Source organism: Photobacterium alginatilyticum, from assembly GCF_009910675.1.
Lineage (GTDB): Bacteria > Pseudomonadota > Gammaproteobacteria > Enterobacterales > Vibrionaceae > Photobacterium > Photobacterium alginatilyticum.
Window position 1 is genome coordinate 91,039 of record NZ_RSEJ01000023.1, and the last position, 23,503, is coordinate 114,541.

Below are 23,503 nucleotides of genomic sequence, written 5' to 3' on the forward strand. Positions count from 1 at the left end.
TGTGATTCATCAAAAAATCACTAATTCTTGCAATATGCTTACTTTGAGCTTCGCAAATAATTACAACAGAGGTTCCTAACATGATTAGGCCAGCGCTCACAATGTGTATTGCTTTGTATATTACAGGATGTGGTGGAGACAGTGACTCAGTGCAAGAATTATTGCCTGAAAGTGAGCTTGGCGGTGCGCCGCAAGTTGACATCGATTTCGTCAATACAGCCAGTAAATCCATTGATTACTTTGTTAAACAATCCGGCGGAACAGAAACACTTTTTGATACGAGTGCGCAGGTTGCTTCAAACAACAACTCAGAAGTAGCACGCCATTCAATAAGTTGGTCATCCCCCACCCCGATAACGCTTGATATCGGCGCATGGGATACCAATTCTCAGTCAGATACGAGCGAATCTTTGGAAGTCATGCTTAACCGTTCAGACAAACTCTGGGCCATTGCGTGGCTAGACAATGATGAACTGGCTCTGACGACCGTCAGGCAGCAGCCTTCCAGTCAGGAAGGAAAATACAGTGTTCGGGTGTTCAGCCATTCAGATTCGCGGATACAGGTTATCTCGTCGGTTATTTCTGCCATAGAAGCAAAAAAAGGACAGATAACACCTTACCTGACTATTGAAAATTGTAGTGGTGAGTTATTTTTTGCAGCTGAATCAATCAGCTTGTGCAATTTGGACCCTGGGAAGTCCTATCTGCTGGTCACCGATGGTGAAGATCTGCTAATAGCAGCAGAAGAAGAAGAATAACAATAAAAAATAATAATAATTAGGGGATAACAACAATAAATAAAACTAAAGCGCTATTACAGTGGCAACACTGTTTTGCAAACGCAGGGAAAGCCTACAACTTATAAAAGATGTGTTTGTTCTTTTGAGCTCGGTTGTGCATTGGCACGCTGTGCCGCCGAAGGGGAGGAAGAGCTCAACGGATCGGCCTTGTCGGTCAAGAACAAGCCCAATCAATACGTAGGCAGCGGTGGCAAAAGCCCCGGCATGACTATCATGCCGGGGCTTTCATTATTATAGCAATGTGCTCTGCCAGCGATTATTTAGCCGTTGCAGCCACCAGCTGTTCTTCATCCGATTTTTTCAGGAAGGCATAGGTTACGCCTGTCACAATCGTACCTGCTGCAATCGCAACCAGATACATCAGTACTGGTGTAATCGCATTCGGGATGAACAGTACAAACAGGCCACCGTGTGGTGCCATCAGTTTTGCACCGAACAGCATAGATAACGCGCCCGTTAATGCACCGCCTACCATACAACTTGGAATGACACGCATTGGATCACGCGCTGCAAACGGAATTGCCCCTTCTGAAATAAAGCAAAGTCCCAATACGAATGATGCTTTACCCGCCTCTGCCTCACTGGCATTAAACTTACGCTTGGCAAGGAAAGTCGCCAACCCCATTCCCAGAGCCGGAACCATACCGGCTGCCATAATTGCCGCCATTGGCGCATAAGTTTGCGACGCCAGCAGACCGACACCAAATGTATAGGCAGCCTTGTTAACAGGACCACCCAGGTCGAAACACATCATGCTGCCAAGAATAATACCCAGCAAGACTGCATTCGCCGAGCCCATGTTGTTCAGGAAGTCAGTCAGACCATTCATTGCCGCAGAAACCGGGCCGCCAACAATGTAGATCATGATAAGCCCTGTCACCAGGCTTGATAGCAACGGAATGATCAGGATAGGCTTCAGCGCTTCCATGGACTGAGGCAGCTTGAGGTTATCGGCAATAAACTTGGCACTGTAACCAGCCAGGAAACCCGCTACGATACCACCAAGGAAACCAGCACCTGTTGAGCTTGCCAGCATACCGCCAATCAGACCCGGAGCCAGGCCCGGACGGTCTGCAATCGAGAAGGCGATGAAACCAGCCAGCACTGGCACCATTAACGCAAACGCCGAACCGCCACCGATTGTCATCAGTGCGGCTGCCAGAGTGCCCTCTTCTTTAAAGGCCTCGATACCGAACACGAACGACAGTGCAATCGCCAGACCACCGGCAACCACCAGCGGAAGCATGTGAGAAACACCTGTCATCAAGTGTTTATAGGCGCCGGTCTTTTCCTGCTTCTGCCCTTCACTTGCCGAGCTGCCTTCGTGCTTATAAACAGTCGCAGTTGAGAATGCTTTTTCCAGCTCCTGCGAGGTTTTCTTCAGCGCAAGTCCTGTACTGGTTTTATACAGTTTCTTACCGTCAAAGCGAGACAGATCGACTTCAATATCAGCAGCAATAACCACTAGATCGGCGGCAGCAATTTCTTCAGCTGTCAGCTGGTTCTTCGCCCCCACAGAGCCACGAGTTTCAACCTTGATGCTGTGTCCTTGACGCTTGCCTTCTTCATCCAGCGCCTCTGCTGCCATAAAGGTATGAGCGACACCCGTTGGACAGGCCGTGATTGCAACAATCTTCTTGGCACCTGACGCCACCTCAGCGACTGGTTCGCTGGATGCTACAACCGTCTGAACATTCTTCAATTCTGACGCCTTGGCGAGAGCTTGCTCAAGAAAGGCTTTCGGATCAGCCAGACAGGCATCAATACCTGACTGATAGACCTTCTTACCTTTAAAGCGGGTTGTATCAACAGCTGTATTGGCTGCGATAACAATACACTCCGCCTCTTTAATCTGTACGGCTGTCAACGCCTTGACCGGCATGACTGTCGACTGACATTCAATGTTGGCCGTTAGTTTGAGTTCTGCAGCGGCTTTTTCCATTAAGCCTGCGGCAATAACACTGTTTGCAATACCACTCGGGCAAGCTGTTACAACTGCAATTTTCATCATGATACCCTCTGTTCCGTTTTAGCGTTCACATTGCTATCTAATTGTTGGACACTTTCTTTGATTGCCAGTACGGCATCGAGATCGTCAACGCCGACCCCAACCTGACTCACAGCCAACGCCGAGAGCGCGGTGGCAAAACTCAGTGTCTCTTGTTTGTTCCAGTTATTGAGTTGCCCCCAGCACAGACCTGCCACCAATGTGTCACCTGCACCAACAGTACTCACAACATTCATTTTCGGAGGCTGCGAACTTAGCCATCCGTCGTTATCTAGCCACATCACCCCTTCGGCACCTAATGAAACCACGACATTCGCAATTCCCTTTTGTGCCAGTTGTTCTGCAACTTGTGTTAGATCTTGTTTGGTCGACAATGCGCGACCGGCCCAGTCTGACAGTTCCTCATCATTGGGTTTCACCAACCATGGCGCAGCGTTCAAGCCCGCGGTCAATGCCGCCTTACTGCTGTCAAAGAAAACATGCTTGCCGCGCTCTTGTAGCTGAGCGACCCAGCTGGCACACAGTTCCGGAGAGATGCCCTGCGGCAGGCTACCTGCCATCACAAACACGTCATGGCTGTCAGCCAGCTCAAACAGCGTTTGCTCAAAGGCCTGAATGTCTTGTTCAGATACTGCAACGCCAGGGAAGTTGATATCACTGACCTGTCCGCTTGCCTCAACCAGTTTCACGTTGATCCGGCTCGCACCGTTAACCCGAACAAACTGATCGCTGGCACCCAAGGCTTCAAACAACTGGCAAAACGGTTCCTGGTTATCGGCTCCAAGCAAGCCTGTTACCGTGACATCGGCACCAAGCTCTGCCAGTACCTTGGCCACATTCACTCCTTTACCCGCAGGATGAAGGCTCCCCTTTTCAACCAGATTCACCGTTCCTGCCGTTAAAGTATTGAGGTTGCCGGTCAAGTCCAATGCCGGGTTCAACGTTACTGTTACGACCTTCGGCTTTTTACTGCTTGCCATCATTTGTTCATTCGCCATCACGTTAAGACCACTCATTACTTACCCTCGCCCAAGCCGTCGGCAATGGCCTGTCCGATAGCCGCCAGTGCCGCTTCAGCATCGTCACCCTGGGCGGTGAATTGCAGCTCATGCCCCTGCTTCACACCCAGGGCAATCACTTTCATCAGGCTCTTGGCATTTACTGCCTTGCCATCACCATTGAGGTTGGCAACCAAAATGTTCGATTCGAATTTCTTGGCGACACTGACCAGCATGGCACCGGGACGAGCATGCAGACCGTGAGGATTGCGGATTTTAAATACGTCGCTGTTACCTTCGAGGACTTCCTGCGTCAGCAGCGATACGACTTTTTCTTCATCCGCCGTAAATAACTTGTCGGCCTGCTGTTTGTATAAAAGCTGCGCCAGGTAGTTCATGTTGTTCAGGTGAGCGCCGTTGCAAGCTGCCACCATCAGCAGCCCCTTGACCGGTTTGCCCTGCTCATCGAATTCTGTTGCCGGAGTGACAAAGGACAGAGCAGTTTTAGTCACCTCTTTGTCAGTTTTGGCAAGCCATAAACCTTGTCCGAGGTAGCTCGCACCTGTGGCTATGGCATCGGCAACACTGGTGTTACCCGCAGCCTGGCGATTTTTGATTAATCCAGCTGCAACCGCTGTCAGCTGAATCAGATCTGTCGCCGGAAAGGCCAGTTGAACAAGACCTGCATCCAGTTCGGCTTCTAGCTGTTCGTCCCCATTCAGAATGGCAATCAATCCTTCAGCGCTATTACAGTGCTTAAGCTTTTCTTCCACACCGTCAGCCGATAACACTTTCGTTAGCTGTTTTAAGATGCCAAGGTGCTCATCCGATTTCGCCGCAATGCCAATCGCAAGATAGGCTGTCTTCCCCTCTCCCCAATCAACACCTTGTGGAAAGTGATGTACACGAACACCGGTTTGCTTTACCAACCCCCGCGTATCTGTTGTTCCGTGAGGGATTGCAATGCCATTGCCTAGAAACGTGGAATTTTGCGCTTCTCTATCCAGCATGCCATTGACATACCCTGTATCAACCAGGCCTTGTTGTTCCAGACCGGTAGCCAATGCCTTGATAGCCTGTTGCTTATCAGCAGCAAATTGCTTTAGCTGAATATCACTCTTTGATAATGACAGCATGAACTCTCTCCAGTATTCGATGACTCGGCGAAATAGACTTACGCCCTATCTACACGTCTTTAATTCTAGTTGACTTCAGCAAAAGCTGAATCGATTCAGCTTTTGCTGAAAATAAAAGCTTCAGCAGAACTTTGCTTAAGTAAATTAGCTTTGCTGAAACCTTTCAGCTGACATGCTGAATGGTTTCAGCTAATATTGCAATTGTTCTGTGTCAGATCATTTGCGAATATATGATCAGGCGCACAAATTCTACTAAAGATTAAGAATCGAGAATGAAGTTAGACGAAATAGCCAAACTGGCTGGGGTGTCACGAACGACAGCCAGCTATGTCATCAATGGCAAAGCGGCAAAGTACCGGATCAGCGAGAAAACCCAGCAAAAAGTGATGGCTGTAGTTGATGAGTTTAACTACCGGCCTGACCATGCCGCCACCTCTCTGCGAGCCGGAAGCAGCCGCTCTTTTGGCCTGATCATCCCGGATCTGGAAAACAGCAGTTATGCCAAGCTGGCAAAACTGCTGGAACGCGATGCCCGCAAAGCCGGTTATCAGCTCATTATTTCCTGCTCGGATGATGATATCGACACAGAAATGAAAGTCGCGGAAACCCTGCTTAGCAGACGCATTGACGCCTTACTGGTTGCCAGTGCCCTGCCCGCCGATCATACCTTCTATAAAAAAATCCAGGCCGGCGGCGTACCGGTTATCGCGATTGACCGTGCCCTGGATGACGAAGAATTTGCCAGTGTGATCAGCGAAGATCTCGAAGGAGCTTTCGAATTGACGCAAAGCCTGCTCGCCAAGAACATCGCCAGTATTGGCCTGGTCGGTGCCGTGCCGGATCTGGGCGTATCAAAAGAGCGTGAGCAGGGCTTCTATTCAGCCATTCATACCCAGCCGCAAGCGCTGGAAACATTTGTCACCTATGGCGATCACTTCAGCCAGCAGCAAGGCCAACAGCAGGTTCAGCAGTGGATCGACAACAATACCCTGCCCGACGCTATATTAGCGACCTCATACACGCTGTTCGAAGGTATCCTGGACTGCCTGTTAGCCAATCCTGAGCTAATGCAGAAAACTCACCTTGCTACTTTTGGTGATAACCGGTTGCTGGATTTCTTGCCGATTAAGATTCAGTCTCTTCCGCAACAGTTCGAACTGATTGCAGATAATGCCCTGGAGCTGGCACTTAATGCTGCTGCCGGACGCTACCGGACAGGTATTGAAGTGGTGCCGCGGAAAATCAAACGCCGCTGACACTTAACGCTACGCATTAAAAAGCCCCTGAAAAGGGGCTAATTATTAAGTGGAAAGATAAATTGGCTAGCGGCCTATTTTGAAAGAACCGACATGGCGATCCAACGTCTGAGCCAACTCTGCCAGATCCTGGCTCGATCTTTCCAACTCTTCGCTAGCAGCAAGCCCCACTTTTACCGAGCTATCTACCGTATCCATATTGAGGTTGATTTCATTGGCGACACTTGTCTGCTGCTCGGTCGCAGTGGCAACCTGCGTATTCATATCAAGAATTGTCATCACCAGTGCAGAAATCTTTTCCAGTGCCTGCTGCGCTTCTTCTGTTGCCTGAGAACCTTCAGCGGTTAACGACTGGCTGCTATCCATTGCCTCAACCGCATTTTTGGCTTCATTCTGCAGTTGATCAATCATGGCCTGAATTTCATTGGTTGACTGGGCCGTTTTGGTCGCCAGGTTTCTTACCTCATCGGCAACCACCGCAAAACCACGGCCGGCCTCGCCCGCACGCGCTGCTTCAATCGCTGCATTCAGTGCCAGCAAGTTAGTCTGCTCCGAAATACCTCGAATCACTTCAAGAATAGAGCCGATAGATTGGGTTCTGTCAGCCAAAGAAGTGATCACCCCTGACATGTCATTCATTTGATCGGCAAGGCCAGTAATAGTTGTTGTGGCTTCCTGCAGGATCCTCTGCCCTTCCTGAGTCTCGATATTGGCATTCTCGGCAGACTCCGCAGCACCCGCTGCATTCTGTGAAATCTCACCTATGGTCGCAATCATCTCGTTCATTGAGGTAACCACCAGCAGCGACTGCTCGCTCTGTTCATGGCCGCGTGACAATGCCTGCTGAGACTGGCCTCGTAACTCTGTGGCAGTTCGGCCGAGATCGACGCCGGTATTGACGACCTGACCAATTATTTCATTGATTTTACCGACAAAGATATTGAAGGCTGTTGAGATATGGGCAATTTCATCATTGCCTCGAACAGGTAACCGAATAGTCAGGTCACCATCCCCCTTCGATATATCTTCCAGCGCATCTTGTAGTCCCGACAGTGGCCTTAACAGTTTGCCAAGCAAACCCATTAAGACACATCCGCACAGGATGAAGATACCCAAAATGGCTACCAATTGAGTGATAACGATGCCTTTCGCCGCGTCACTGACTTCTGTGATCGGAATACCAATATCAAAGGTACCGTACAGTTCACCGTTAACATAAATAGGAGAAAGAATGTCATAAACCCAGACTTGCTGAACATCGGCATACCATTTGGAATGCTGCGGAATGCCTCTCGTTGCCCCGTCGACCGTGTAGTTATCTTTGTAGACTTTGTTTAGCTTTTCGGCATCACTATGGGCGACTGCCTGAACATTTTTATCGATAACAACCGCATAGCTAATATCAGAACGGGCTTTCAGCGACTGCATCAACTTTTGCAAGTCATCCAGAGGCTGTGAAGAAGTACTCAGGACATACTCGACGTTTTTGGCAAGCAGCTCGGCCTGAGCCTGAGATTTCTTCAAGATAATCTTGTCGATTTCATGATGAGAGATATAAGACGTTGAAGAGATACTTGTTATTGCTGCGATTGCAAACATAATACAAACGGCAATTAATATGGTTTTTTTCATCTATATGTACCTTAGTGCCACTAACAGCAGTATATCGCTGATTTTATCGGAAAATAGTACACAACAAGCTCGCATATCACTTCAACGCATAGCAAAAAGGTTGATATAGCTCTCTGTATTCGTGCAAATACTCAAATATACCCAGGCAGCCGCATACTTTTTGACGACATACTAAACAATCTCGCCCCTTCATACTGGCAAGACTATTAATAACTCAACAAAGCAACTGACTACATATCGCAACTAAATACTCACGTAAAGTACATAACTTTTCAGTCTATTTACCCAAGCAATCCATCAAGATCAAGATATTCACACCCCCAATGTTAACCGTTCCAGTTGATAATCTGATACCCACCTAGTTTCTTAACATATCTTTCAAATTAATTTTTCATCTTAGATGAGTTAGAGCTATATGTAACACGTTGCCTATGTGGCGTTTTTATTCATCAAAAGTGAATAAAGATCATTAGGTTACAAAATACAAATATGCTCATTAATAAGGAAAGAGCGAATGAATAACAAAAAAAATATGGCCGTTGTCAGTTGTCTCTTACCACTAGCCGCCTTAGCTGCTGGTGCCAGTGCAACCGCAAGCGCAAATACGTTGGCTACGTTTGACAAACCAAATATCCCAGTGAAATACATTGTTAAATTCAAAGAGCAACCGTCAAGCGAGATTTCTCTCAGGAGTGCAAGCTCGGTGTTCTCTGGTGAACGCGTTGCCCAGCGCTCACTGCTGGATCGTCTAAGCGCCGACAACATCGAAAAGTTCGGCACTGATGCAACATACAGCGCCCAACTCGACGAAGACGCAATACAGCAACTTCAAAACAACCCAGACGTTGATTATGTTGAGATCGACCCGCCTCGTTATCTGCTATCCCAAACTCTACCTTGGGGACAGACTTTCGTTGGTGCGACATTGCTTGATGACAGCAATGCCGGTAACAGAACGGTATGTATCATCGATTCTGGTTATGATCTTGCCCACAACGATCTTAGCGGTAACCAGGTAAACGGTACCAATGACAGCGGAACAGGCAGCTGGTCTTCACCGGGTCAGCACAATGCTCACGGTACCCACGTTGCCGGTACCATTGCGGCAATCTCGAATACTGAAGGTGTGGTAGGCGTATTACCAAACCAAAATGTCAATTTGCATATCGTTAAGGTATTTAATGAATCAGGTTGGGGCTATTCATCCGGTCTGGTGAAGGCCATTGATACCTGTGTCGCCAATAACGCCAATGTGATCAACATGAGCCTGGGTGGCAGCAACTCCAGCCGAACCGAAGAAGCGGCACTCAAAACCCACTATGACAACGGCGTGTTATTAATTGCCGCAGCGGGTAATGACGGCAATACCGCTCATAGCTACCCGGCGTCATACGATTCGGTCATGTCTGTTGCTGCCGTGGATAACCAAAAACACCACGCGGATTTCTCACAGGCAACCAATCAGGTTGAGATTGCAGCGCCCGGCGAGGCAATTCTGTCTACCGTCACTCTGGGTGAAGGCCGCCTTGCCGATATTAACCTGGCCGGACAAAGCTACTTCGACCGCGGTGTTGTCCCTCATAACCGTTTAGTGAATATCAACGGTAGCTATCAGCCAAGTCCGGTTCCCGGCTCTGTGACTGCCGAACTTGCCCGCTGTGATGTTTCATCTGGGGCTTATAACTGTGGCAACATGAGCGGCAAAGTCTGTCTGACTGAGCGTATCGGTAACCAGCTATCTGGTACCTACCCTGAAGTTGATGCTGTTAAAGCCTGTTATAACGCAGGAGCTTCAGCTGCTATCGTATACAGTAATGCCGAACTGGCCGGTCTGCAAAACCCATTCCTTGTCGATACTAACAGTAGCTATGACCTCGTGTCGGTCTCTGTTGATCGTGCCCTTGGACAAGAGTTAGAAAATGCCGTAGGCCAGACAATAACGGTTAATAGCTCTATTAACGAAGACTACGAGTACTATAACGGGACGTCCATGGCAACGCCGCATGTTGCAGGGGTCGCTGCCTTGGTGTGGAGCTACCACCCTCAATGTACTGCCAGTCAGGTTCGTAGTGCGATGACCGCGACCGCTGAAGATATTGATGTCGCAGGTCGTGATAACCAAACTGGTTTTGGCCTGATTGATGCTGTATCCGCCAAGGAATACCTCGACGCCGGGTGTAACGGCCCAGAAGGCAATGGAAATAGCACCAGCTTTGAAAATACTCAGGCTACAGCCATTCCTGATAACTCGCTTTCCGGTATTACCAGCGAAATCAACGTAACCCGCGCAGGCGATGCTGGTGTGCTGACCGTTGATCTCAACATAACTCACACCTACATCGGTGATCTAAATGTCAAATTGATTGCCCCAACAGGTGAGTATGTGGTCCTGCATAACCACAGCGGAGGCTCAAGCAACAACATCCTGAACTCTTATACGGTTGACTATACTGGTATCGAATCTCAGGGGACTTGGCAGCTAAAAGTCTATGATAACGCCCGCCGCGATACAGGAACACTCAATAGCTGGCGTATCAACTTTAAATAAGGTTGGCATATGCAAAATAGACATGCTTCGACGTTATATTCAGGTATAAAGCCCATTTGTGGATTGGTATTGAGTGCTGCGCTTTTTTCTAGCTTTTCGGTTCAGGCCTATAACAAAGGTATGCCTGCTCCCGGCGCAAAAAAGCAAGCCGAGCTCAGCCAGGAAAACAGTCAGGCAAGCTATTACCTGAAATATAAACCCGACATGGAAGCACAAGCGAAGTCTTTGGTAACCAAGTTGGGTGGAACAATCACAGACACAATGCCGGAACGGCGTGTTTTGATCGTCTCACTCGACAAGAGTGATGTTGATAATCTCACCGCTAATCGAAAGCAATATAGCGATATCATCGATTACGTCGAGATCAACCCACAGCGACAGTTGCTAGAGAAGAAAACCAGCTTGTCTTACTAAGAAGCCAAGATAGTGGGGGATTGTTGATGATTAGTTGCAATCATTCGTGAACATATTCACTCTTCACTATAAGTACTAAGAAAGAGGGATGTGCATTTGCACCTCCCTTTTCTTTGTCAGTTAATTAAATCGTATAGATTAGGCTCTAATACTTCATTTTAAGCGCCTTATAATGAAACTTGAGGCATAGCCTTTCTGACGTTAGGTCTCAATTTCGAATAATTGCTCTGATATCAATACGACTGTATCTGACTTTTGGTCTAACATGCTCAATGGACTATGCAAGGATGGTGATTAATCGAATATGGTTCAGGCAGTTGCAGTTGAAGATCTCTGCGAAGGATTATTTGTCGTTGCACTGGAAAACGCCAAAGGCCGATTACGAGTCAACAAGCCGGGTAGAATTCACTCTATCGACTTGATTAACAGGATAAAGGCCAATGGTATACAAACCGTGTGGGTGGACTTCGAGCAATCGGACTTAAGCGACTATGTACCCGATCACTATCAATATAACCCGAAACCTCCCAAGACCACCTCGATGGATACCGAGCGAAAAAGAGCAGAGTCGATATTAGTCAAATCGAAAGACTTGCTGAGCAAGGCTATCGATAATTTGTATGAAGGCAAAAATATCGATATAGCTCCAATTGCCGACCTATCTGAAAGTATTGTCGACTCCATTCGCTGTAACCCCGATGCCATCCATTGCGTCGCGGCATTACGTAATAAAGACAGCTACCTGCTAGAACACTCCCTCAACGTTGCTTTCCTGATGGTGAGCTTTGGTCGCCACCTTGGCTTAAATCAGCAGGTACTCAAACAACTGGCCATTGGCGGCCTATTGCATGACATTGGCAAAACCCAGGTCAAACTTGAGGTACTCAACAAACCGGCCCGATTGACCCCGGAAGAATTTGAGCACATGAAGCTTCATCAGGTGCTCTCTGAACCTTTACTAGATTGCATTCCGGGCCTGTCCGACATGAGCCGACAAGTCAGCCTTCTTCACCATGAAAAACTTGACGGAAGCGGCTACCCCCGCGGTTTATATGGTGACGAAATCTCACTGGTAGGCCGAATGAGTGCCATTGTCGATATTTACGATGCCTTAACAGCGACCCGCTGTTACAAGGAGTCTATGAGTCCGACCGCTGCGTTTAACATTCTCAAATCCATGACACCGCATCAGTTAGATAGTGAGCTACTGAATGAGTTTATTCGCAATGTCGGCGTCTACCCGGTTGGGTCGCTGGTCGAGTTATCAGATGAGCGTGCTGGCTTAGTGTGGGAGTCCAATGACGAATCCTTCCTCCAGCCCATCGTAAAATGCTTCTATTCAATGAAGTATGGTCGCTACCTAGATGTAGAAATGGTCAACCTCGCAGAGAGAAAACAGTTAGTCATAGAACGGGGGTTAAGTCCGGGAAAGGAAAACATAGACCCGACTCCCTATCGTTAGTTAATTGAAGTCCCACGTTCAGCACGTGAAATGACACTGATTTTTTTAAGCTCGATTAGCAATAATCAGAACAATTAAACGAATTCTTTAATTCATACTGTATATATTCTGAGCGCCGAGATAGTTGAAATGGATACCAATACTCCCTTGCTAAACCTTCGTACTATAGCCTCTAGTGATTATGACGAACTGGCTGCCTTGATGAACTTGGTGTTTGATGATGTCGGGGGAGCATGGCCACGAATGACGATTATGGATTTGATTCATCAATTTCCAGACGGTCAGATCTGCATTGAAGATAGTGGCAAAATCATCGGGGCAGCTCTGACTATCAAGGTGGATTACAATCGCTTTTCACTCAACCATACCTACACCGATATCATCAATGAGCAAAATGTCATTCAGCACCAAGACACTGGTGATGCGTTATACGGACTGGATGTGTTTGTACATCCTGATTATCGAGGGCTTCGCCTCGGACGGCGCCTTTACGATGCTCGCAAGGAGCTTTGCCGAAACACTAACCTTAAAGCGATTTTAGCCGGGGGCCGGATCCCTCACTACCAGCAAGTTGCCGACCAGCTATCTGTCCTTGAGTACATTGAAAAAGTCAAACGCAAGGAGCTTCACGACCCTATCCTGTCTTTCCAGCTAGCCAATGATTTTGATGTTAAACGACTGATGAAGCACTACCTGCCAGAAGACACCAAGTCTTGCGGTTATGCCACCCTGCTGGAATGGGATAATGTTTTTTATGATGAGGTTGCTCCGTCAATCCTCGATACCGAGAAAACCTTGGTCCGTCTGGGCATTGTTCAGTGGCAAATGCGGATGATGGTCTCGGTGGACGACTTAATTGATCAGGCTGAATTTTTTGTCTCATCCCTTTCGGGCTATCAAGCCGACTTTGCTCTCTTCCCGGAGTTTTTCAATGCCCCTCTGATGGGGTTGAAGCCTGAACATAGCTCAGTAGAAGCCATCCGTTTTTTGAGTGAATTTACGGAAGAGATAAAACAACGATTTTCTCAGCTGGCAGTCACGTACAATATCAATATTATCTCGGGAAGCATGCCCGAGCTGAAAGATGACCGCCTTTATAATGTTTCTTACCTGCTACACCGCGATGGCAGCATCGACGAGCAGTATAAAATCCATATTACTCCCCACGAACAACGGGACTGGGTGATTGATGGTGGAGACAAGGTGAAGGTATTCGAGACGGATGCCGGGCGCGTTGGCATTTTGATTTGCTACGATGCGGAGTTTCCTGAGCTCGGCCGTATGCTAGCCGAACAAGGCGTACAAATTATGTTTGTGCCTTTCTGGACTGACACCAAAAATGGCTACTTGCGAGTCAGGTTATGTGCACAGGCAAGAGCAATCGAAAATGAATGCTACGTTGCCATCGGAGGCAGCATCGGTAACTTACCTCGGGTCAATAATGTTGACATCCAATATGCTCAATCAGCGGTATTTTCTCCATCCGATATTTACTTTCCCCACGATGCAACAATCACCGAAGCAAGCCCAAACACCGAAATGATAATTTTTGCCGATGTAGAACTCGATAAACTCAAATACCTCAATACGGAGGGGTCTGTCACCAACCTGCGCCATCGCCGTCTTGATCTTTACGGTGGCTTCACCAGTTCCAAGCAAAAGTAATGGTTTATATTTGCTCGAACCGGAAACAATAATGCCCGGCTTCAAGGTTAACGGATAACGCATAAAGCTCTGAAATAAACTGGCTGTCCGGTACGGTGTCATGACTCGCGTATTCTAATAACTCTATTCGTTTATCAATCCAAGCCTGACTGAGTCTTGGATTCTTATTTACATGAGACAGCGAACGAAATTCAAAGTAAATAGTTTTCCGCTGGCCCGCCTCTTTTCTGGCCTTAGATGAATGGGCTAACATAACATCATGGATGATCACATCACCGGGCTGTGCTTCTACTTCTATAGCCTTAAGCCTCCCAGCAGCTAATTCATCTTCAAAATAGCAGATATCACCAGACATTTTATGCGAACCAGGAATGACACAAAGCGCGTCTTGAGAAGCATCTGAATGATCTAAATATATCCCAACCGTAATAATAACGTCTGACTGCTCGCGCTTCATATCCCAATGCCAACCAATCTCCGAATTCTGCCCGGCTTCTTTAATCAACAGAGATTCATACATTGGAACTATAGGTTCACCAATCACTGCCTTCAGGCCGTTCAACAATTCCGGCTGTAGCAGTGCTTGAGAGAAAACAGGATCACTATGAAGCAGTTGATTGATCCGAAACACCGAAGGTGGATTAGAATTTGATGAATAAGCGATTTGTGAAGAAATAATACCAGCATGATAGTCACTTAAAGCGCGATCAATCGTACACGCCGACGCAGTTTGTAACGCTTTGACTAAGGCTTCCGGCAAACAACCTTTAAGTACCACGAAGCCATTTTCCCTGAAGTGACGAACATGGTGCTCGTCTATATTAATACTCATTTAATTCCTCACACTTTACCAACTCACTCAATCATTAAGCTCCATTATTTTCGAAAAATTACGTAATGGAGACATATTGATGTACTGAACAACTCAGGCCCTCGCACTCGTATTTGCTCTGCTTCCATGAGGGAATGCATGATACCAGTTTTCAGGTGTATCTCGGTTTATCCCTGCTTTTTCCCAAATCAACGCTTCGGTTTCTTTACACTGTTGCGATTGCCTCAGGGCACGGACCCTCATTAAGTCAGCATTAAAACGTTGCACTGTGAGAGGACTCGGTAAGCCAGCAGTCTCACAGACCCAATCTTCCGGTTTTGTTCTTGCTGCTAACTGTGTCATTGTGGCCGCCTCTTATTTAACCCCCAGAATATTGAGTTTCTATTTCGCTCTGCCTTGCCTGAATTTGATTTAATACTTCAGGTAATAATGTCTTGTCTTTGTCATGGTCATCTTCAAATACACGGCATTTATCTTTAGCATGATATGTCAACACATTGTGGTACTCACTGGATGCAGGCTGGCCAAGAATATCTTTAAAGATATTCTCCGGCATGTCGTTATAAGATAGTTTTTTCAACTGATTATCTTTCGATAACTGCCAACCACGCTTATAAATGCCCGCCAGAACATCAAGCATATATTCGGAAGGTTCCATAAACCGAACTCCGGGCTCAGGTAGACCAAAATAGGCTGATGGAACTAACTGAGGAATAAGAAATGCCCCTTTTATTTTTAGCTGTGAAGCAATAACCTGGCTAAGATCGCGGTACAGGAAGTAGTATTGAGTTTGTGGGAAGCAATCGGCTATAAAGTCGAAGTCATGTATCAGCCAACAATCAAGCTTAATAAAACAACGTGAAAAACCTGGCGACAAGTAATGAAGCCACATTTGGGTGAAAGCGCGCAGCAAGCTTATTTGTTCTTCGGGTGGAACCACTCCCTTCAAGGTTCGAATAATCTGATCGGCAAACTGAGGCTCTGACAGACAAATGCATGAGGGGGTATGGGAAATTAATTGAGAAGCAAGTGTAGAACCACATCGAGATGTATGAAATAAAAGGCCAGACAATTGGCATCTGTTTGAGAGATCTTTCGCACATTGATATAACAAAGAGACATCACTTTTAATGACCGTACGTCCATTTCTGCATCGTACTTTTGAAATCGTATCTGATAAAAAAGGTGACGTTAAGTCTGCCCCTTTCATGTCTAACCAACAGACAGTAATTTCATTATCTGTACATTCAATGGCAACGGGAAGGTAACTTGTGTCCGAGTTTTGTATGATCTGTTGAGTTAATGGCATATCATTCTCGATTAAAATGTAGTCATAGAAGACTCAACGTCTAGCCCATTAACGTAGCTATTTTCAGCAAATAGTATTAGAACCAGCAATGTTAAGTTATCACTTCAATTTGCCATCAAATGCAACCTAATTGCAACAAAAGCCCCAGCCACATATGCAACAACACACCTCCGATCACACTAATCACTACAGTTCATTTAATAATGAACGGTAGTGATTATTGAAAGGCACAGATATCAATGTCGATAAAGCTATTTTAACGGTAATAACAGTGCTGACATGGCAGCCTGATAGCTGGCCTCAAGAGATTTCCGACAAATTGCGGTGACGCCGAGATCTTTCAGAACACCATTGCCGGTTCCATATACCAAGCCATGAATAGTGATATCCTGACCACGCTCCCAAGCTTGCTGCATGATGGTGGAATGACCCAAGTTATTGACTTGTGTGACAACATTTATTTCACACATTTTATTCTCCAACTCTTCGCGGGATAATGCCTCCAGGACACTTTGATGTTTTAAACGTAAATCACGAATATGCAATAGCCAGTTATTGATCAGCCCCAATGGCGGATTATCAATAGCTGCAGTCACCCCTTTGCAACCGTAATGGCCACAAATAATAATATGCTTGACCTTTAGTACATCAACGGCATATTGAACCACGGACAAGCAGTTCAAATCAGTGTGAACGACCTGATTGGCAACATTACGATGAACAAACAGTTCTCCTGAACCCAAGCCGGTCAGAAGCTCTGCTGGAACTCGACTATCAGAACAACCAATCCAGAGATATTCCGGATATTGTGTTTGTGCCAAATGAGAAAAAAATTCTGGCCTTTCTTCCTTAACGCTCTCCGACCAAGAGAGATTATTTGCAAATAACTGCTTTATATCTGTCATGATGACGCCTTATATACACAAGCCGGACTGATTGCTAATCGGATGAATAATAAGTTTCCTAACATCAATACGGCTGCCGATGGTAACTGAATTCTAAATTTGAAGATAAATTGAGGACTACTTCAGTTCTGGAGTGCAAACCTTTCCCTTCATCGCTGCTTGTATCGTTCGAAATACTAACCAACTCACAATAACTGACAGTAATATCACCAACAAACGTGCCAACCAGCTTAAACACGGTTGTTGACTGAGCTCAGCCATCTTGATGGTGGCGATGGAAAGAGCGGCTAGAGGAAAAGAGAAAGCCCACGATGAGAGAACAAATGGCACACGCCAGAAGCGTATCGCATTGCAGCCCAGCAACATAGCCCAGAATAGTGCACAATAATAAAGTAACCGGGCTCCGTTATCCAAACCGCCAATCAGCCCAGAATAAGAGATAAAACCAACAGAAGGAGGAGCTAACAAAATAAAATATGTTGGTAACAGGCGAAGTGGTAGTTGTTCATGAAATAGAAGGCGATACATAACAATAACCAGAAGCACCAACCAAAATAGCAGCCCAACACTGAAGAAAAACCAGCTGATCTCTTCATAACCTAGAAATATCCCATTAATAGGAACCACAATATTGCCAACCATTGGAATAAACCAGCTAGGATTGACATGTTCAATACTGAAGTGACTGTGATTAAGCCAGCTACTCATTACATAAATTGTTAATACTAATTGTAACAACATACCAGCAGTCCATAACGTTATGGCTAGCATGGACGTTGATTGCCAAAATACAGAGAGGAGCAACATATTAACCGAAATTGTCGGGAAGAAATTTAGGCGCACAGGGTGATGTAATTCAGTTCGAACTTCATCGGTATGGCGAAGGGTTTTCCAACCGTACATACCTAATAGAATAATGAAGAGTACAGATGCAAAAAGACCGATGGAAAGAGAAAGCGCGTGTGCAACTGATGATCCTGGAAAACATTTTTGCCAGGCGATAGCTAACCCACTGAGTCCCATGACTACTGAAAATAACGTTATAGGTAAATAGGCCACACTTCTTTTCATTGGCGAGATCCCTTCACGGGGTATCCCCTCTGAAGGCTCTGTCATTACAGATGAAGACATGATGTATCCATTAAAAATAAGACTGATATTAACAAGGCTCCCGGACTGTCTCAGGAGTCGAATCATTACTTGTGCTAACAAAGCTCAGCTCTCTGAGCGCATACGGTAAAAAGGAAAATTGCAACAATCGTAGCGACCTTCATATATAGCATATGCCAGTTATACACCTAGTTACTGGCATATGCCAGTAACTTTTGTGTGATGAATCTATGAGAAGATGTTCTATGGTTGCAATCTAGATGGATAGTTTGCCGCTGGCTACGAAAATGGCCTCTAAACGGGCGTGATAATTACTTTGATATCTTCGGGCGCGGCATAATATGGCGCCGATGTAATAAACAAGGTTACTCCTGTTTGCGCATATTCCGCAGCGTTACTACGATTGATACCGCCAGCAACAGACAGCATTGTTGGTTGGCAGGATTCGGCTAGCAGTTGTTGTGATTGGAGCACCTCAGCCACAGAGAACTTATCAAGCTGAATAATATCCGGAGCCGCTTTTACTAGCTCTGCTACTTGATCAAGTGTATCTGCTTCTACGGTAATCTTATTTTCAGGAGCCTGCTGTCGTAACCGGCTGACATGCCGCTGCCAATTTTCGGGTTCATGGCATAAGCGCCGATGGTTCGTAAACACCAATAACGATTCACTAAGGCCCGCACGATGAATATGCCCCCCACCAGCCAATACCGCGGCTGTTGCTAATTTACGGGTTCCCGGAATACTTTTTCGGGTACAAGCGACAATGCCATCCGGGTTGACCTGCTGAACCTGTGTAACCATATCAGCAGTATACTGAGCGACACCACAGCACCACTCAAGCACTACCTGAGCCGCTTTCCAACCCGTATGCAACTGTTCAGCTTTCCCTTCGACTTCAAGCAAAATCGTACCAGCATCGACGTCAACACCATCTTCAATATGTATAACGGGCTGAAGTCCGAGCTTGGTCAGCAAAGCGTACGCTACTGCTACCCCTGCCACCCGACCCGCTTGTTTTCTCTTAAATACCATTTTGCCTTTATGTTGCCCGATCCCCAGGCTGCGGGTCGTTAAATCCCCCCGATAAGCGTCTTCCAGCAAATAGGTATCGAGTTCATAATCTGAAAAATACAGCATGTTATCTCCTGTTAATGGATTACACGCCCGGCGACAATATAAAACATGGCGATCATAAGGGGCCGAGCCTCATAAGCAACTCGTTGTATTGTAAAGCTGTGTCAGTGACATTGCTAATTTAGCAATAGATAAATTAGCTCGACTATGACGAAACTAATTGGCTGCGCTCATTCACATAACAGTTGCTAACTATAAAGCTGTATTCCTCCGGACATCCCGAAAGGCCTTTTCACCCAATCGATAAAGGCGTATTACCTGCTCGGCAAAATTGACTTTGTTATGCTCCAAGCGTCGCCTGTTAAGCTGGGTGTTTATCCCATTTTCGTAGTTATACAATAGCAACTCAGCAATTTGCTCAATGTTATAATTTTCTTTGTCGTTGCAGACAGCTACCGGAATGATCTCGTCAGGGGCCAATTGTTGCTGGTTATATGCCAAGGCAGCATTGATAGTCTGTTCCTTAGTTGATTTCGGGTTGGTTAGATCATACGGTGGTTGCCATTCATTTACCGGCTGTAGCCTATCCACCTGATTAAGCAGCGCCAGTATCATTGGCCTCTTTCTATTACGCTGTTTCTCGTCACTGTAGAACGCTTCAACTTTCTGTCTTAGCGCAATGTCTAGCTGCCTGGCAGACTGATTGGCTTTTAATACCCAAAAGACCAAATCACTATTGGTAATCTGTTCGACCAGCAACGCATCCGTTTCCGGCGTGCCATCAATCCCCGGCAGATCGGCCAAATGAATCCAGTCTACACCGTCAACCTCACAGCGGTGAATCGTCAGACGGTCTGTAGAAGGCAGTGCACTGACTTCAGCCACCATGTGGCCGGCTATGACATTGATCAACGAGGATTTACCCGCACTGACCTGTCCGATAACAGCGACCCGAAGTGGCTCAATGTCAGTGGCAACTTTATCTTGATCAGAAGACTGAACCGAACTTGCACCTAGTTCACTGTCTTTTGCCGCAAAGCGACCGCTATACAAATCAATCGCCACTGAGGCAACTTCCTGAAGCAGCACCCGTTTTAACTTGGATTGAACTTCGTCACTGACTTCGTCAAAAATGCGGCCAAGGATCTGACCTCTTGCCTCTGCAACCAGACCCGCGGGCGTCATCGCCCTGAAAACACGATAGATATCGTAAACTTGCTTTGCCACACCTAGCTTGTCTTTCTGCTGGTAACCTTGCTTGAGCGTAGTGATTCGGATCTTCTCCGCAAAAGGCACATGGTTAAGCAGAAAATGACGGTAACGATGACTGACTTCTTCAACCATCAACAGAAATTCCGGCGCAGTAAAAGCGAGCTCTTTGGACGGCTTATCAGGGTGGTAATGCTGAGCAGTTTCGTTCACCAGCACCAGCGCATGATCGCGAAGACTCTCCCACTCAGCATCCGAGTTCAGCAACACATCAATGCGCTGGTTTAGGGTTTGCCAGGTTTCGGTATCAAACTTACTCCACTGCCCTGAAGGCTCAACATCGTATTCAGGTATGCTCTCCAGCGCCTGTTCATCCGCTTTACGCAGATTTCTTAACAAGACATAAGGAATGATGGCTGCCACGGACGATATTGTGACCAGAGCAGCAAAAAGTAGCCAGCGGCCATCCTGGATCAGGCTGACGACTCCAATACCTGCCAATATCAAAACAGGAACAAACACCGAAGCGATGAGCAGCGGGATAGCTCCGCTCGAGAGCTGTGACAGCGCACCCAGACTATTTCGCGTTCTTTTCATGCAAATCCTTCACCGTATTGAGCGCTTCTTGCAGAGCTTGTCTGATTTCCGCTTCGGAGGCTGGCTCCCCCCTGCTGATTGAATAAAGGTATTTGCATGCAGCCCGGCCGATGCCATAAGTTGAAGCAACGCTCAATGCTGCCGCGGTGGCGCTGCCAACCGTTTGTCCATACACAGGAATAAACTTAACCACTTGTCGAAGCCCGAGCTTAGACAAGTATTGCACCACAAAGCTGGTACCCAGCAGGCCGGCAAACTCGCTAAAGCGTTTTTTGTCCCACTCTATGCCGTACTGGCTGGCAAGACTGTGCAGCATTTTGCCCTGAATGGCCGGTACAGAAACCAAACCGACGGCAGGAAGCGCATCGCTGGCCCCGGCAATTCCCGCGTACCACATAACTTCACGTTTTAACTGGTTAAAGTTGGCTTCTTCACGGTTTTGATGGGCCTTTTCATCAACCAATAAATAGAGGATCGGCAACATCTCAGCCAGCGCGGTTCTCAATACTTCCAGCCCTACCGGTTGCTCATCATCAGGGGCAAAATCTATCTTTACCGATTTCAGCTCTTCCTGCCACACGGCTTCAACCTGGGACTGGTTGTAACAAATAGCACGTTCGCGCTCATCAGGGTCTGACAGAGACATAATTCCGGTATGAACAACCAACAACTGTTTAATTTCACCTGAGTTTTTTATCTTTCGCAGTGCTGCCAGCACATCACTTTGTTCAGGCTCTTCAGCCTTCATGACGATAAGCAATGCATGGCTTTGATGCTGACAGGCGGCAATATCGTCGGCAGGATCATAGCTGGCTTCTGCCAACCCGCGGGTATCGAGAAAAGCCAGCAGCGGATTGGGTTCTGGGTAGCGATAGATAGCCGAAGCACGGGTGCAGGGCTGGAAACCATTCCCAACTTCAACAGCCGAGTTATTGGTTATAGCCTGAACCAGCGATGACTTCCCTGCCCCTGTTTTGCCCAGCAACCAGACAGTCGGTAACTGTGACTGCCAGCGTGAAGCGGCGGGCTCCAGATCCGGGTTTACCATCGGATTGATATAACGGTAGATTTGCCTAAAAAAATGATTCATTACTTCGCGTATGTCCTCGCTTTAACACCAGCGCATCTACTTCGATATACCTGCTTTTGTTTGAACCACAGATGAACGAAGCTATGATCTTATTAAATATCATAGCTTTATTTGGACGTGCAAGTGACTTCCGAGCGCTGGTTTTAACGAGAAATTTCAGCTCAATTGACAGCAGTTAATCTAAAAATAGATCCCGCTGCAGGCTTGCTCCCGGCTGACAGGCGTAATGGGTAAAATCGGTCACCCCTTGATGCCTGAGCACCTCTTCATCAACAAAGAAGTTCCCCGTACACTGCTTAGCATCCCGGGTAATAATTTCATAGCAGGCATCGGCCATTATCTCCGGCTGGCGTGAACGCGCCCCGAGCAGTTTTCCGCCCGCCATATTCAGTATCGCTGAGGTTGCAATGGCTGTCTTCGGCCACAGGGAATTCGAGGCAATATCATAGGCTTTGAACTCTTCGGCAAACGTCATCGCCATCATCGACATGGCGTACTTTGATGAGGTATAGGCGCCATAGTTCTTGAACCACTTAGGCTGAAGGTTAATAGGCGGTGACAGAGTCAGGATATGGGGATTGCTCGATTTTTTCAGGTAAGGCAAGCATGCCTGTGTCAGTAGATAGGTGCCGCGAACATTGATCGAAAACATCAAATCAAACTTTTTGCTCGGGGTATTTTCAGTGTTTTCCAGATGTATGGCACTGGCATTATTGATAACAACATCGAGCCCTGATGTTTGCTCACACGCTTGTTCTACCGCCTGTTTAATCGCCTCCTCATCACGAATATCTAATACAACGGGAATAGCCTTGCCTTTTCCCATCTGATTAATCTCATCCGCCGCGGTATAAATGGTGCCCGGCAGTTTAGGATGGGGGTCCGTTGTTTTTGCTGCGATGATCACCGTTGCTCCCGCCTCGGCACAACGTTTCGCAATGGCAAAACCGATCCCTCGCGAGCCACCACTGATAAAAACGGTTTTATTTTCCAGCCCTTCAGACTGTACAGTCAGCGGTGCACTGGTATTCGCTTCATTATCTTTAACTTTGGGTAGGGTAAAGGTATTGGTTAGCCCTTCTAACTTATTGATTGCTCTCCTGGCCTTATCGAATATTGTCCCCATCGCTTTTCACATCCTTTTGCTTTAATAACTTCTGGTTGACGTCAATCCTCAACGCCGCTCCTGATTCAGTATAGAGCAATTATTCAAATTAAGGCGTTACGCTTCCTGTCCTATAAGCAAAAGGTTCTGAAGACCATTAAACGGATACCGATAAATAGAAGAAAAGAGTCTAAGTATTATATATACCCAAGCTACCTCAAGATGCTCGTTTCAGCGAGAATTACTTGGCTTGTAGGCTAGGCGCCGATTTGAAGATCTAGTGGCTCTAAATCAATAATCGGTAACAACGCATGGAAGCCAAGTAAACTCGCCCTTTGGGAGTGAGCCAG

18 protein-coding genes are annotated in these 23,503 nt (G+C 46.8%); 6 read left to right on the forward strand and 12 right to left on the reverse strand.

Annotated elements, in window-relative coordinates:
* Positions 1-149: 149 nt before the first annotated feature.
* On the forward strand, positions 150-758 hold the full coding sequence (locus tag EIZ48_RS20020) for a hypothetical protein (protein ID WP_160655318.1): 609 nt from the start codon (positions 150-152) through the stop codon (positions 756-758).
* A 298-nt stretch (positions 759-1,056) separates the two neighbouring features.
* Here EIZ48_RS20020 and fruA read toward each other — a convergent pair whose 3' ends face one another.
* The 3 genes from fruA to fruB are packed head-to-tail and all read right to left on the reverse strand — an operon-like array spanning position 1,057 to position 4,942.
* Complete coding sequence (gene fruA, locus EIZ48_RS20025; RefSeq protein WP_160655374.1) at positions 1,057-2,808, reverse strand: PTS fructose transporter subunit IIBC; 1,752 nt, start codon at positions 2,806-2,808, stop codon at positions 1,057-1,059.
* Positions 2,808-3,788: a 1-phosphofructokinase gene (gene pfkB, locus EIZ48_RS20030; RefSeq protein WP_160655377.1), complete on the reverse strand. Its 981-nt coding sequence runs from the start codon at positions 3,786-3,788 to the stop codon at positions 2,808-2,810. The genes fruA and pfkB overlap by 1 nt, the downstream gene beginning before the upstream one ends.
* Positions 3,789-3,823: 35 nt before the next feature.
* Positions 3,824-4,942, reverse strand: coding sequence for a fused PTS fructose transporter subunit IIA/HPr protein (fruB, locus tag EIZ48_RS20035; protein WP_160655321.1), 1,119 nt, complete (start codon positions 4,940-4,942; stop codon positions 3,824-3,826).
* Positions 4,943-5,214: 272 nt separating this feature from the next.
* Between fruB and cra the strand changes: the two genes are divergently transcribed.
* A complete protein-coding gene (gene cra / locus EIZ48_RS20040; RefSeq protein ID WP_160655324.1) occupies positions 5,215-6,198 on the forward strand; it encodes a catabolite repressor/activator in 984 nt (327 codons plus the stop codon).
* 66 nt (positions 6,199-6,264) lie between these two features.
* Here cra and EIZ48_RS20045 read toward each other — a convergent pair whose 3' ends face one another.
* Positions 6,265-7,830, reverse strand: a complete 1,566-nt coding sequence (locus EIZ48_RS20045) for a methyl-accepting chemotaxis protein (RefSeq protein ID WP_160655327.1) — start codon at positions 7,828-7,830, stop codon at positions 6,265-6,267.
* Between the two features lie 514 nt (positions 7,831-8,344).
* On the opposite strand from EIZ48_RS20045, the gene EIZ48_RS20050 reads away from it, so the two are divergent.
* From EIZ48_RS20050 to EIZ48_RS20065, 4 genes are all read left to right on the forward strand, one after another.
* A complete protein-coding gene (locus EIZ48_RS20050; RefSeq protein WP_160655330.1) occupies positions 8,345-10,378 on the forward strand; it encodes a S8 family serine peptidase in 2,034 nt (677 codons plus the stop codon).
* A 9-nt stretch (positions 10,379-10,387) separates the two neighbouring features.
* Positions 10,388-10,792 (forward strand): hypothetical protein, encoded by a 405-nt coding sequence (locus EIZ48_RS20055; RefSeq protein WP_160655333.1) that lies wholly within the window; start codon positions 10,388-10,390, stop codon positions 10,790-10,792.
* A 304-nt stretch (positions 10,793-11,096) separates the two neighbouring features.
* Complete coding sequence (locus EIZ48_RS20060) at positions 11,097-12,254, forward strand: cyclic di-GMP phosphodiesterase (protein ID WP_160655336.1); 1,158 nt, start codon at positions 11,097-11,099, stop codon at positions 12,252-12,254.
* 129 nt (positions 12,255-12,383) lie between these two features.
* Positions 12,384-13,919, forward strand: a complete 1,536-nt coding sequence (locus tag EIZ48_RS20065) for a bifunctional GNAT family N-acetyltransferase/carbon-nitrogen hydrolase family protein (protein ID WP_160655339.1) — start codon at positions 12,384-12,386, stop codon at positions 13,917-13,919.
* A gap of 4 nt (positions 13,920-13,923) precedes the next feature.
* Here EIZ48_RS20065 and EIZ48_RS20070 read toward each other — a convergent pair whose 3' ends face one another.
* From EIZ48_RS20070 to EIZ48_RS20105, 8 genes are all read right to left on the reverse strand, one after another.
* Positions 13,924-14,751: a phytanoyl-CoA dioxygenase family protein gene (locus EIZ48_RS20070; protein ID WP_160655341.1), complete on the reverse strand. Its 828-nt coding sequence runs from the start codon at positions 14,749-14,751 to the stop codon at positions 13,924-13,926.
* 358 nt (positions 14,752-15,109) lie between these two features.
* Positions 15,110-16,060, reverse strand: coding sequence for a hypothetical protein (locus tag EIZ48_RS20075; protein ID WP_160655344.1), 951 nt, complete (start codon positions 16,058-16,060; stop codon positions 15,110-15,112).
* A 251-nt stretch (positions 16,061-16,311) separates the two neighbouring features.
* Entirely contained in the window at positions 16,312-16,965 is a 654-nt protein-coding gene (can, locus tag EIZ48_RS20080) for a carbonate dehydratase (RefSeq protein WP_160655347.1), read from the reverse strand.
* 117 nt (positions 16,966-17,082) lie between these two features.
* Positions 17,083-18,096, reverse strand: a complete 1,014-nt coding sequence (locus EIZ48_RS20085) for an SLAC1 anion channel family protein (protein WP_240153033.1) — start codon at positions 18,094-18,096, stop codon at positions 17,083-17,085.
* 273 nt (positions 18,097-18,369) lie between these two features.
* Positions 18,370-19,215, reverse strand: a complete 846-nt coding sequence (modD, locus tag EIZ48_RS20090; RefSeq protein ID WP_160655350.1) for a ModD protein — start codon at positions 19,213-19,215, stop codon at positions 18,370-18,372.
* Between the two features lie 189 nt (positions 19,216-19,404).
* Positions 19,405-20,958, reverse strand: a complete 1,554-nt coding sequence (locus EIZ48_RS20095; protein ID WP_160655352.1) for a GTPase family protein — start codon at positions 20,956-20,958, stop codon at positions 19,405-19,407.
* Positions 20,939-22,048 carry a YcjF family protein gene (locus tag EIZ48_RS20100; protein WP_160655355.1) on the reverse strand — a complete coding sequence of 370 codons (1,110 nt, stop codon included), beginning with the start codon at positions 22,046-22,048 and terminating at the stop codon, positions 20,939-20,941. The genes EIZ48_RS20095 and EIZ48_RS20100 overlap by 20 nt, the downstream gene beginning before the upstream one ends.
* A 175-nt stretch (positions 22,049-22,223) precedes the next feature.
* The gene (locus EIZ48_RS20105; protein WP_160655358.1) at positions 22,224-23,174 is read right to left on the reverse strand and encodes an SDR family oxidoreductase; all 951 of its coding nucleotides are present in this window, start codon (positions 23,172-23,174) and stop codon (positions 22,224-22,226) included.
* Between the last annotated feature and the right edge of the window lie 329 nt (positions 23,175-23,503).